The organism is Lentzea sp. NPDC055074, from assembly GCF_053608005.1.
This window is the reverse complement of sequence record NZ_JBSGUQ010000028.1, coordinates 15902-27316: the sequence shown is the minus strand read 5'-3', so window position 1 is coordinate 27316 and position 11415 is coordinate 15902. Positions and strand designations below refer to the sequence as shown.

The window sequence follows — 11415 nt, the reverse complement described above, 5'->3', positions numbered from 1 at the left end:
GGAGCTTCGCGCTCCGGGGGCCGTTCGGCGTTTCAGCGGTAGGTGAGCCTGCGCAGCAGCGTCTCCGCCGGACCTTGTACGTCGTTGCGCCGCAACACTTCCGCGAACACCGCCGTGGCCAGCCAGGTGAGCACGGCGCGATACCGGAGGCCGCCGCGCACCCGGTGGAGGAGGTTCGCGGCGATCGTGAACGAGGCACTGTTGCCCGCGCTGGGGCTCTAGCGGTACTGCTCGGCCATCACGGGTGGCGGCGGCGGAGCCACGGGAGGCGCCGGCTTCTTCTTGCGCCGTCCGTACGTGAGGAAGCGCAGCAGCACTTCCAGCGGGCCGCGGATGCCCGCGAGGTGCATGCCGAACGACAGCACGACGGTGGCGAGCCACGTGAGCAGGCCGACGAGCGACGCCTGCGCGACGCCGATCTGGTAGCCGAGGCCGCCGATGGTGAACACCAGCAGCCACGACACGGACTGCAGGACGTAATTGGTCAGCGACCGCTCACCTGTCGCGGCGATCGCCTCCATCAGCAGGTTCGGCTTCTTCACAAGGGCCGAGATCCAGCCCATCAGGGCCGCGTAGCCGAGGCCACCGGGAAGCACGCTGACGGAGTGCAAGATGATCAACGGCATCGGCACGCCGGGGATCACCTGCGCGACGACCAGGGCGAGCGGCAGGCTGCCGACGATCATGAACCCGATGCCCCAGACCGCGACGTTGCGCAGGAAGCGCACGTGCTTCTCCGGTTCCATGAGCATCTTGTGGCGTGCGGCCCACATGCCCAGCACCACCGGGACCAGCACCTTCACGGGCCACAGCACGGAGTGCAGAGCCCACGTCTCGATGCCCTCGGGGAACACCCCGTCGTCCTTGATGACCTGGAACGCGGACAGGATCACGTAGGTCAGGTAGACGACCATCCAGCCACCGGCGAGCGCCAGCAGCGACTGGTCGCGCCACACCATCGTGCCGACCAGGATCAGCCCGAGCAGGCCGTAGGTGCCGAGGATGTCGGCCTCGAACAGGAAGTGCGCGTGGAGGCCGCCGAGCACGATCATCCAGAAGCAGCGCTTGATGACGGCCCAGCGCGCCGCGGGCCACGTGGGCTGGCGGCCCGCCATCTGGACCAGCCCGTAGCCGAACAGGGCCGCGAACAGCGGCAGCGGCTGTCCGTCGACGAAGACCATCTGCACCCCGGCGACGGCGAGGTCGAGCGTGCTGCCGTCGGTGGGGTAGTTGCGGTGGGTGGTCGGGTGCCCGCGGATGAACTGATGCGCGTGTGAGAGCGCGATCAGCATCAACATCAAGCCGCGCGCCAGATCAGGCGCCAGCGACCGCTTGCTCACCGTGTGCATCCGAGTCCCCAGGGTCAACAGCACCAGCAAGGTGCTGACCTGGGAATATGCGGGAACGAAGCTTCGGATTCAGCGGTTTGCGATTCCGTCGAGGCGAAGTGTGGCCGAGTCGTCGCGGTGACTGCCCGTGGTGCCGACGTGCTTGTCGCTGATCTGTGCGCCGTTCTTCAGCACGTGGAACAACGCCATCCCGTGCCCGCGGCCCAGGTCGTAGTCCGTCTTCAGCCACTCCAGGAACACACCCGCCTTCGTCGTGGCATCGTAACCCTGCTCGCGGGCCGCCGTCAGCAGTTCGGCCGGGGTCTTGCCGGTCTTCTTCTCCGCGCCGTCGAGGTAGGCCTGGAAGGACATCGCGCTCTCCGTTCGTCTGGTGAACCAGAGCCTAGGACAAGTATCCCTGTCTTGACAAGAAAATTTGTCGGCGAGGGTCGAAGACGGGTTCGTGCTCGACCGGGAGCCCGGCTAACGGCGGCGGGCGCGGGCCAGCGCTCTGGCCCGGATCACCAGGTCGTCCACCAGGTGTTCGTCCACCAGGGGCGGGATGCCGCTCTCGTCCGTGCAGCAACGGGGCTTGGTGCGCTTCTCGGACATGCGAGGACGCACGCCGGCCATCTCGTACAGGGCCTCGTAGAGGTCGAGGCCCGGATCGTCGTCGTGCGGGCCCACGAGGAGCACCCACACGACCTCGGGGGACGGGAAGGCGACCACGACGCGGTCGGCGCCGCGCAGGTGCTTCACGCACAGGCGTGGCAGGGGTTCCGGGCCGGTGACGCGGTAGCCGAGGGCGGCGCAGCCCGAGTGGGCGAGCTCGTCCAGGAAGCGTTCGTAGGCCACGCGGGCCCGGCCGCGCAGGCCGTTCGCCTGGGCGTGAGCAGTGGGGGTCTCGACTACCTCGATCAAACCGGGCGGACCACGCGTCCCCTGCCGCTGCGCATCTCGTCCAGGGAGTTGGCGAGGTCTTGGCGGTCCAGCAGTGACTGGTCGCTCAGGCGGCGGTGGACTTCGTCGATCAGGCCGCGGGTCTTGCCGGCGCGGCGGAGGTCGGAGACGAGGTGGAGCACCTCGTGCAGGCGCACGGTGTCGAGCAGCATGCGCGGTTCCTGGCTGTGGATGGCCAGCACGCCCTCGCGGGCCCAGGCCTTCACGGTCTTCTCGGTCAGGTCGAGGAGCTCGCCTGCCACCACGGGACGTACCGGCGGGGCCTGGCGGAGGGTCTTCGCCACCACGCCGTCGAGGCGGGCGCGGCGTTCGTCGTCTTCTGACAGGGATGACGCGACGGCTTCCAGCTCTTCGATCGTGTCGAAGAGGTCGCGGATGTGGGCGGCCTCGGTCGCGACAGACATGGCTACTCCTCCCGTTGACTACCGATTATCCACTACTTTTTCGGTAGTCGTCAACGGCCCCGGAGCAGGGATCCGGGGCCGTTGCGCGCGATCAGGAGGAGAAGAAGAGTCCGCCGAGGCCGCGGTGCTTGCGGTGGCCGTAGCCGTAGCCGGCGTGACCGCCACCGTGGTGGTGGTGGATCTGCTGCGGCTGCGCGCCCCAGGCGGGCTGGGCCGGCTGCGGGTAGGCGGCGGGCGGCGGCGCGACGGGCGGCGGCGGGGCCTGCATCTGGGCCTCGAGGCGGGTGATCGACTCGAGCTCGCCGTAGTCGAGGAAGACCCCGCGGCAGCCGTCGCACTGCTCGATGTGAACGCCCATGCGGTCGAACGTGCGCATGTTCGCATGACACTTGGGACACTGCATCGTGGTGAGCCTCCTGCGGTGGGACCGGACAAAAACGATATTAGCCGCGGTCACTGCTCTCGTGCGTCGCGACGATCCGACGACAGGCTTCAACCAGCGGTTCCACTGCCTGCAACCCGGACATGAGTGCCCGGGCCGCCATCTGCACAACGTACGCCTGAGCCGGGATGTTGAGCGCTTCCCATTCAGATGTCGGCAGCGCCACACCACCCGTTTCACGGTAGGTGTTGAGGAACCGCGCCCACAGGTCGTCGGGCAGCACCCCCGCGGCGAACAAAGCCGCAGGTCGCGCCAGGTCCCACACGGGATCGCCGACCCCGAGATCGTCCACGTCGATGAGCCGCCACGACCCCCTGTGCACCAACTGCCCGAGGTGCCAATCGCCGTGGATCAGCGCACGTCCGTTCATGTCCAACGGCGGCAAGACCTCATACGCGCGAAGCACCACATCGGCGTACGGCAAATCCGGCGGCAACGCCTGAATAGCGCGCACGATCCGTTCCGGCGTACCGGCCGCAGGCCCCCGCACAGGCAATGCGTGCAGCTTCGCCAGCAGTGCCGCGCTCTCCTCCCACGGCGCTTTGTCCGGGTCTTCCTGACTCACCGGCGTCCCGTACGGCCACACCGTCACCGGCCGGTCGTCCACGAACTGCAGGGGCTTCACCGGCGGCACGAACAGCTCGGGGTGCGCCGCCGCGATCTCCAGCCGCTGCCCGAGAGCCTCGACGTCGGTGTCGGCCGGCAACGCCTTGGCCACCACGTCGCCGACGCGCACGACCACGACGTCACCACGATCGCCGCCGAGCACCTCCGGGTCGGCGGAAGAGCCGGTCAGCGAGGCCATCGCCGCGATCAGGTCGTCCACGCGCACAAGTGAATCAGGCGTGCATCCGCACGAGGCCAACGAGGTACTTGATCACGTTCGCTGCAACGACCCGGCGTAGGAGTAGAAGAACCCGATCAGGTAGGTCGCCGCGTCACCGGGGCTGTCGAACTCCGCGTAGAACCGGCGATCCTCGTCGTGCAGCCAGAACACGGCGTACCGGTCGCCCTCGCGCACCAGGCACAGCGCACCGTCGACGCTGTCCCGCAGCGAGTAGCTCGCCGGGTCCAGGTTCAGGTGCTCCGCGACGGCCAGCACGGCCTTGCTCGCCTGCTCGAACTCGTCCGCGAGTCCGGGCTCCATGAGTTCGAGCAGGTTCCAGCTCGTGTCGATGAGCGCGATCTGGTCGGTGGCCGAGGACAGCGCCCGTGCCCGCAGGGCGGACGGGACGCGGGCCGGCAGCTCGTACCGGTGCAGCCGGACGTGGGCCAGGAAGGCGACATCGGGGCACACGCGGTGAGTGCGCAGGTAGTAGGCGACCGAGCTGGACCACACCCAGCGACCGTCCGTCTGGTAGGCCATCGGCACCTGCCGCGGGCGCGCGGGGTCGAGCAGGTCGGGCACGAGTTCGCGAGAGGCGAGCACGACTGGAGCGTTGTCGAGGTAGGCCAGGACGGCGGTGAACTCGGAGCCGGACATGGCCGGGCGGAACAGCTTGGGCGTGCCATCGGCCGTGATGCCGTCGAAGGTGCGCACCAGCGAGACCGGTTCGGGGTCGCGGTCCTCCGGGTGGAACGGGCCCCACATGTCGTGGTCCTGCGCGGCTGCCAGGACCAGCCAGTCCGGCGTCTGCGACAGGGACCGGGGGAAGTACGCGAGCTCGTCGCGGATGTGCCGGTAGCGGGGACCACCGCGCCGGGGCACGGGGAAGAACGACTTCCAGCAGGGCTCCACCGCCCAGTCGACGCGCAGGGTCGGCGACTCACCGCGCGCCAGCACGAAGTTCGCCCGGTACCAGGCGCCGCCGGGGGCGTGGAACCCTGCCGAGCGCAGCCGGTGGAACCACTGGCTGACCTCCACGGGCGGCAGCCAGTGGACCTCGTCGCCGGCCTCGGTGACCGCGGACGTCGTGAGCAGCTGCCAGCCGGCGAGTGCGTCGCACTCGACGCGGATCTCCGCCCAGCCGCCGGGCGCGTGCTCGGACAACAGCGCGGTGATCCTGTCCGCGATCTCGTCCGCGGAGGTGCGCGGCTTCTCGTGGGGGCTGGGCGTGGCCTCCAGGAACGGGACCGTTCCGGGCTGCAGCTCCTCCAGCTCGTCGAACCGCACCAGGCCGATCCGGTCGAACGCGCTGATCGGCATGGTGTGCCGGGGGAGGTTCGCGGTCCGCGGCGTGGCGGCGCGGACCAGCAGCCCGTCGGCGCGCACCTCGTCCACGTACAGCGCCTGCTCACCCGCCATCCCGACCACGCGGAGGTCGAAGCACGACTCCACGAGGGGCAGCGTCGTCAGGCTCTCGGCCCCGTTCAGGCGCAGCAGGTAGCCCCAGCCGTTCGACGTCCTGGAGCCCGGCATCGTCTGCTCGACCTCGCCGTTGTGCACGGCGTGAAAGCCCTGCGGCAGGACCTCGGGAAGAACCGCCTTCATGACTGTGCCCCGGTGTTCTCGTTCGTCGCGGTGCCCACGGAGGTGGTCTCGTGCGTGGTGGTGGGCACCTGGGTGTGGGCGCGCAACATCTCCTGACCGAGTCGGCGCAGCAGCGTCGACTCGATCGTCATCTCCAGGTCCGAGCCGCGGTTGAAGCGGATGGTCAGCTCCGGGTCGGCGCAGACGAAGTCGACCACGTCCCACCCGCGGATGTCGACGCGCTGGTCCCTGCTCCGGGTGAAGGGGCTGTAACCCACGTCCGTGTACAGGTCGAGAGTCCGCGTCCCGGCCTCGTCCCTGCTGATCTCGAGCTCCTGCTGTTCATTGGCAGCGGCGTAGAGGTTGTGGGCCCCCAGCGCCGAGATCAGCACGGAGAGCGGGGCGTGGCCGTGCAGGGTCTTCCAGATCGCCGCGTCGAACGGGTAGTCGTACTTGTCCGGGTGGCCCTCGGCCGGAGCGGTGACCGGCAGGTGCGCGTCGAGGCTCGTCTCGGTGATGTGCATCAGCGGTCTCCCATCTGGGCCAGGTACTTGAACCGGGGGTTGATCCCCACGTCCTTGACTTCGGTGGAGATCACGGTGTCGCCTTCGAACGTCACTTCGAGTCTCCACACCCTGAAGATGTTCTCGTCGGGCATGCCACCGGCGAAGAGGTACTCGTTCTCCCGGTGAGGGGACCGCGCCCCCGCGTCGTGGAAGCTGGCGTCGGAGTCGATGCCGAACGGGTGGTAGGCCTCGACGACGTAGTCCGTCATGACGTGGCGCCCCTTGGTTCCGGACGGAGGGGTGCTCGACGGACTGCGGCCGATCGCGTGCTCGATGCTGTCCGTGAACGACGTGTAGATGCTGCCGGTGGTGGTGCCGGTGATGTGGGCCTCGGCGTTGCCACTGGTGCCGCGAGGAGGAATTCCGTCACCGCGGTAGACCCCTGCCATGTTGTGGTCCATCCGGCGGAACATCGCGTTCTTCTTGTTCAGGAAGTCCGGCTCGTTGCGGTGGATGAGCCGGTCGCCGGTGCCGCTGGTGTTGAAGTGCAGCTGCGCGGGGTGGACCGGCACCACGGTGTTCGCGTACGCGCCTGGTGGGATCTGCGCGGTGCGTCCAGGGGGCAGGTCATCGGACCGTGGCGTGAACGAGTGCGCCGGGGTCTGGGGCTGGCCATACGTCGCGACGTGCTCGGCGAGATCCCTCAGGTACTCCGGCGTGAGCCTGTCCGGGCGTTGCAGCGTCGGGATCTCGCGTGGCTTCTCGATGAACCTGCCGTCGAGGCCGACCTTGTAGTGCACGACCTCGGCCTTCAACTTCGCCTGGTCGTAGCCGAAGTGGTAGCGCCCGGTCTTCATCGCGTACAGCTCGAGCGCCCGAGCGCGGAGCACGCGCTCGGTCTCCGTGATCGGGCGATCGCGGGTCGCGGTGAGCTGCTCTTCGAGCGGCACCCACTCGAGGCCCTGCTCCGTGCGCCGCGTCTCCGTCGGCTGCTCAGCGACGGGCTGGTGTGCGGGCGCCGGCTCGTGCCGCGGCGGCGAGACGTCGCCGAGAGGCTGTTGCCGGTGGTCGGGTGCGGTGTGGCGCGGGTCCGGGCCGAACGACTGCGGTGCGGGCTGCAGCGGACGACCGTCAGGGCCCCGTGGCGGGGCCGGCGGTCGCTGGTCCTGGTTGGGGACGAAGCCGGGCGCCTGACGCGGGGGATGGTTCTGGCCTGGCGGGACCTGCCGGTTCTGGTTGGGGTCGAACCCGCGTGGGCCCGTCGGCTGCTGCTGCGGGAAGCGGCGCGGATCGGGCTGCGGCATGCGTTGCTGCTGCCGGGGGTCGTGCCTCGTCGGGTTCGGCCGCGGAGCACCGCCCTGGGGGAACCGTGGCGGCGGACCCTGCTGGGGTCGTTGCGGAACCCACCCCTGCGGAGGGGGAGGGCCTTGGCGGTGATGGGGCTGGCCCTGGTTCGGCGTCCACTGAGGTTGGTCGTTGCCCCGGATCGGATGCGGCGATGGTGCGTTGCGCGCCGGGACGTAGTGCCAGTTGTCGTTGGCGTCGGCGACCCACGTGCCGTCCTCGCCGCGGCGCCAGGCTCGCGGACGGCTCTCCGGCGTGCTGTCGCCCCACGTCGGCGTGGAGCCGGGAGGTGTGGACCTGTCGTGCCTGGTGCTGGTGCCGTCCGGCCTGAAGGTGACCCAGTCGCCGTTCGGAGGCCAGCCGGGGGAGAAGTCGCCTCGCCGGTGGTCGAACTCCGTCGAGCTCGCGAAGACGTTGCCCATGTCGTCGACCCACGCGTCCTTGGTGGGAGAGACGACCTCGACGCCGAGTTCCTTGCTCAGCTGTGCGGCGAACCCGTCCGCCTTCGTGCCGGTCTGGCACGAGATCAGCCGCACCGGCTGCTTGCCGTCCCAGTCGCCGCTCGACCGGATGATGTCGGCGAGGTCCTTCGGGGACAGCCTCGTGTCGCCGACGCGGACGTCGTCAGCGGAACCGTGCAGGTCGACGGTGTAGCGGTGGGGGTCGGGCGCGACCATCGCCGCGGACTGCGGGAAGGCCTTGAAGTTGTTGTCGTGCAACGACAAGCCGGCCTTGGTGTGCTTGACGTCGTTCTGCAGGTGCCGGAGGCCGTCCGGCAGCCTGACCGGAGCGTCGAGCCTCTTGCGCTCCTCCCACGGAGTGCGCGTCGGGCGCTCGTGGGGCGTGGGTGCGTCGGTGGCGGCGAGCGGACGCGGCAGGCCGGCCGCCGGCGGGTGCTGGCCGGGGGCGGGGTGCTGCGGCGGCGCCGGGTGCTGCGGTGGTGCCGGGCGCTGCGGTGGCGCCGGGTGCGGAGGGGCCGCACGGTGCTGCGGAGCGCCGTGCTGCGGAGCCCTGTGCGGCGGAGCGCTGTGGGGCGGGCTCTGGTGTGGCGGGCGTTGCCGGGGCGGCGCCGGATGGTGCTGCTGGACGGGCGGCCGAGGTTGCTGGTGGCGCGGTGGTGGCTGATGCGGCGCGGCAGACGTGTGGCTCTGCTGCGCCGGGAAGTGCGTGGGCGCCTGCGACTGGTGTGCGGGAGGAGCGTCGTTGCCGGGTCGGTTCGGCGAAGGAGCTGAGGGCGGCGCGAACGGCGTCGACGTCGCTGCCTGCTGGACGACGTCCGCCGGCCGCTGCGCAGGCGTGGGGTTCGGAGCGGGAGGGTGGTGCGGTCCGGCCGGGTGGTGGCTCAGGGGTGGGGGACCGCTGGGCGTCGGTCCGGCAGGCGAGTGGCCGCTGGGGAGCGGGCCTGCCGCTGCGGGACCGTGGTGGGTGGGACCGCCAGGGGCAGCTCCGCCTGGGGTGGGGCCGTTGTGGGCGGGGCCGCTGTGCGTCGGTCCACCGGAGGGCGGGCCTGCTGCTGCGGGGCCGCCGGGAGTGGGCCCGCCGGGAGTGGGGCCGCTGGGAGTGGGGCCGCTGGGAGTGGGGCCGGCGGGCGTGGGCCCGCCAGAGGTCGGACTGTGAGGGACAGGGCCGCCGCCTGCGGGCGACGGGCCCGCGTGGGCCGGCGACGAGGTGCCGGCATGAGCGGGACCGTTGCCAGCCGGAGAAGGGCCGTGGTTCGGCGTGGGGCCACCGCTCGCGGGGCCGCCTCCGTGCGCGACGCCACCGCTTCCGGCGGGAGACGGACCGCTCGGTGCCGGTCCGCTGTGGCCACCGGCGTTCGGCGAGAAGCCTCCGCCCGACGGTGCCGGACCGCCCGTGGGCATCGCGGCCCGCGGTGCGTTCGCCGCGGCTGGAGCTGTCGACGGTGCCGACTGGCCAGGCGCCTGGCCGAAGCCCTGTGGTTGCTGGGAAGACGGTGGCGTGGGAGCGGAGTCCGGGGTGGCGCGGTGTTGCGGTTGTTCGGTCGGCGGGGCCGCGTAGGAGGCCGCTGTCGCGTCGGTGCGGCGAGGCGGGGCATCCGGCGTGGGGTCGGCCGGCGGGCCGTCCGGGCGCGGGGCGGCGTCCGGGCGGGGCATGTCGCCTGAAGTCGGGCGGGGCATGTCGCCCGAGGTGGGGCGGGGCATGTCGCCTGCCCTCGGGACGTCTACGTCGGCGTTCAAGCCCTCGATGCCCGACTTCGTGCCCGAGACCGAGCCGCTCGCCGCGCCCGAGGTGGCGCCGAAGAGCACGTTCTCGGCCTTGATGCCCTCCTCGCTCAGCGCGCCCTCGGCCAGGGCCGAGCCCGCGCCGATGACGGCTTCCTCGGCGGCGTTGCGGCCGATCGAGCGGCCGATCGAGTCGCCTGCGCCGTCGCCCAGGGCCTTGCCCGTGCCGGCACCGACACCCGCACCGACCACGCCGGAGATCAGGCCCGACTTGGCCGCGTCGAGGGTCATGGCCGTGTCGAGGGTGTCGCGGGTGCCCTTGGCCAGCTGGATGCCCTGGACGGCCAGGTCGGTGGCCACGGAGGTGGCCACCTCGATGCCCACCTGGAGGGCCAGCTTGCCGATCAGGTTGCGGCCCACCTGCTGCGTCAGCTGCCCGACGAGCTGGCGGAAGACGATCTGCACGCCTGCGCGCGTGGCCAGCTGGGCCGGGACGATGCCCGCGGTGGAGGCGCCGAAGGAAGCCACGGCCGACGCGATCATCACCGCGATCTGGATGGCCAGGATGACCAGGGCGATGATGATCGAGAGCTTGGCGTACTCGATCTGCATCGCGCAGTTGCGGCACGCCGTCGACAGCTTGTCGGAGACGTCCCTCATCTTCGGGAGGGTGGCGTCCTCGCCCTTGACGAACTTCTCCCAGTACTTCTTGAACGCCTCGGCCGCTTCACCGTCCATGTTGGACGACGCCTGCTCGACCGCCTTCTCGGCCTCGCGCATGGCGTCGTCGACGTCGGTGGCGGCCTGCTTCCAGACCTCGGCGAGCCTTTGCAGCGCCGTCTCGTCGCCTTCCGGCCAGCTGTCACCCACCACGATCGGGATGAGCCAGCGGACCTCGGCGGGCATCTCGATGCCCATGTGCGGCAATCCCCCCAGACTGCTAGCCGCTGATGGCGCGTGCGTTGAACGCGTCCTGCTGTTCCATCAGGTTCGCGGACTCCTCGAGGTTCTTCCCGATGTCCTGCAACGTCTTCGCGACCTCCGCCATCACCTTGCGGACGCCGTCGGACGCGGGTGCGTAGTCGGTGCCGAACTTCTGACCCGCCTCGTCACCACCCCAGCAGTGGCCCTCGGCGTCGAGGCCGCGGGCGAGCGCGGCGGCGTTGGTCGCCATGTCCTCGCCGGTGCTCACCATCTTCGCCGCCGCCGAACGGACCCCGGCGGCCTCCATGTACGTGTGGCCACCGGCGCTCACCAGCGGTTCCCCCTGCCCATGATCGAGTTGCCGCCGAAGTCCTCGTCCTCCTCGGTGCCGGTCGCGCGCTGCACCGGGCGGGCCTCCTTGCGCAGCACCGAGGAACCGAAGTCCTCATCGGACGGCGGGGGAGGCGGGGCGGGCTCCTCGCGTTGCTCGACCCGGAAGATGTCCCTGATCGACGGCGCGCCCGGCACGACGTCCGGCAGGTCGACGGTGCCCTCTTCCGAGGTCAGCGGAGCCATGTGGGCGTTGACCTGCTCGCGCACGTTCTGCGCGGCACGGCGGGTCACCTGCGTGATCGTCTGCGCCAGCTGTTCGGGGGTGACCCGGTCGAACGCGCGGGAGCCGAGCTCGAGCCGGTCCAGCACACCCGTCGAGTCCACGGTCACCACGACGGTGCCGTCGGGGGAGGACGCCACCCCGGTCATCGCCGCGATCGCAGCCTGGGCGTCCCGCAACCCGTCGGTGCGGTCCTTGAGCTCCCGCATCAGGTTGTCGAGGGTTCCGCGCAACTCTGCGTTACGAGTTGCTAGCTGATCGTCGTCGAGCACCCCGGAAACGTACCGAAGTCGATCAACTC

At 70.6% G+C, this 11415-nt stretch carries 12 protein-coding genes; all 12 read right to left on the bottom strand.

Annotated elements, in window-relative coordinates; genetic code table 11:
* Nucleotides 1–32: 32 nt before the first annotated feature.
* Nucleotides 33–161 (bottom strand): hypothetical protein, encoded by a 129-nt coding sequence (locus tag ACWF7A_RS40660; RefSeq protein WP_452255810.1) that lies wholly within the window; start codon nt 159–161, stop codon nt 33–35.
* A 57-nt stretch (nt 162–218) separates the two neighbouring features.
* On the bottom strand, nt 219–1373 hold the full coding sequence (locus tag ACWF7A_RS40655; RefSeq protein ID WP_452255869.1) for a DUF418 domain-containing protein: 1155 nt from the start codon (nt 1371–1373) through the stop codon (nt 219–221).
* Nucleotides 1374–1418: 45 nt separating this feature from the next.
* The gene (locus ACWF7A_RS40650; protein WP_452255809.1) at nt 1419–1700 is read right to left on the bottom strand and encodes a DUF4287 domain-containing protein; all 282 of its coding nucleotides are present in this window, start codon (nt 1698–1700) and stop codon (nt 1419–1421) included.
* Nucleotides 1701–1811: 111 nt separating this feature from the next.
* Nucleotides 1812–2249, bottom strand: coding sequence for a hypothetical protein (locus tag ACWF7A_RS40645; RefSeq protein ID WP_452255808.1), 438 nt, complete (start codon nt 2247–2249; stop codon nt 1812–1814).
* Complete coding sequence (locus ACWF7A_RS40640) at nt 2246–2692, bottom strand: hypothetical protein (RefSeq protein ID WP_452255807.1); 447 nt, start codon at nt 2690–2692, stop codon at nt 2246–2248. The genes ACWF7A_RS40645 and ACWF7A_RS40640 overlap by 4 nt, the downstream gene beginning before the upstream one ends.
* A 91-nt stretch (nt 2693–2783) precedes the next feature.
* Nucleotides 2784–3068 carry a TFIIB-type zinc ribbon-containing protein gene (locus tag ACWF7A_RS40635; RefSeq protein ID WP_452255806.1) on the bottom strand — a complete coding sequence of 95 codons (285 nt, stop codon included), beginning with the start codon at nt 3066–3068 and terminating at the stop codon, nt 2784–2786.
* A 67-nt stretch (nt 3069–3135) separates the two neighbouring features.
* Nucleotides 3136–3960 (bottom strand): phosphotransferase family protein, encoded by an 825-nt coding sequence (locus tag ACWF7A_RS40630; RefSeq protein WP_452255805.1) that lies wholly within the window; start codon nt 3958–3960, stop codon nt 3136–3138.
* Nucleotides 3961–4011: 51 nt separating this feature from the next.
* The gene (locus ACWF7A_RS40625; protein ID WP_452255804.1) at nt 4012–5565 is read right to left on the bottom strand and encodes a hypothetical protein; all 1554 of its coding nucleotides are present in this window, start codon (nt 5563–5565) and stop codon (nt 4012–4014) included.
* A complete protein-coding gene (locus ACWF7A_RS40620; RefSeq protein WP_452255803.1) occupies nt 5562–6068 on the bottom strand; it encodes a hypothetical protein in 507 nt (168 codons plus the stop codon). The genes ACWF7A_RS40625 and ACWF7A_RS40620 overlap by 4 nt, the downstream gene beginning before the upstream one ends.
* A complete protein-coding gene (locus ACWF7A_RS40615) occupies nt 6068–10495 on the bottom strand; it encodes a WXG100-like domain-containing protein (RefSeq protein ID WP_452255802.1) in 4428 nt (1475 codons plus the stop codon). The genes ACWF7A_RS40620 and ACWF7A_RS40615 overlap by 1 nt, the downstream gene beginning before the upstream one ends.
* A gap of 22 nt (nt 10496–10517) precedes the next feature.
* Nucleotides 10518–10832 carry a WXG100 family type VII secretion target gene (locus tag ACWF7A_RS40610; protein ID WP_452255801.1) on the bottom strand — a complete coding sequence of 105 codons (315 nt, stop codon included), beginning with the start codon at nt 10830–10832 and terminating at the stop codon, nt 10518–10520.
* On the bottom strand, nt 10829–11386 hold the full coding sequence (locus tag ACWF7A_RS40605; RefSeq protein ID WP_452255800.1) for a YbaB/EbfC family nucleoid-associated protein: 558 nt from the start codon (nt 11384–11386) through the stop codon (nt 10829–10831). Before ACWF7A_RS40605 ends, ACWF7A_RS40610 begins: the two co-directional genes overlap by 4 nt.
* Nucleotides 11387–11415 lie beyond the last annotated feature (29 nt).

What these genes read in the sequence shown, in the direction of transcription:
- ACWF7A_RS40650 (WP_452255809.1), bottom strand. Translation starts at nt 1,700, where the DNA reads ATGTCCTTCCAGGCCTACCTCGACGGCGCGGAGAAGAAGACCGGCAAG.
- ACWF7A_RS40640 (WP_452255807.1), bottom strand. Translation starts at nt 2,692, where the DNA reads ATGTCTGTCGCGACCGAGGCCGCCCACATCCGCGACCTCTTCGACACG.
- ACWF7A_RS40635 (WP_452255806.1), bottom strand. Translation starts at nt 3,068, where the DNA reads ATGCGCACGTTCGACCGCATGGGCGTTCACATCGAGCAGTGCGACGGC.
- ACWF7A_RS40625 (WP_452255804.1), bottom strand. Translation starts at nt 5,565, where the DNA reads ATGAAGGCGGTTCTTCCCGAGGTCCTGCCGCAGGGCTTTCACGCCGTG.
- ACWF7A_RS40620 (WP_452255803.1), bottom strand. Translation starts at nt 6,068, where the DNA reads ATGCACATCACCGAGACGAGCCTCGACGCGCACCTGCCGGTCACCGCT.
- ACWF7A_RS40615 (WP_452255802.1), bottom strand. Translation starts at nt 10,495, where the DNA reads ATGGGCATCGAGATGCCCGCCGAGGTCCGCTGGCTCATCCCGATCGTG.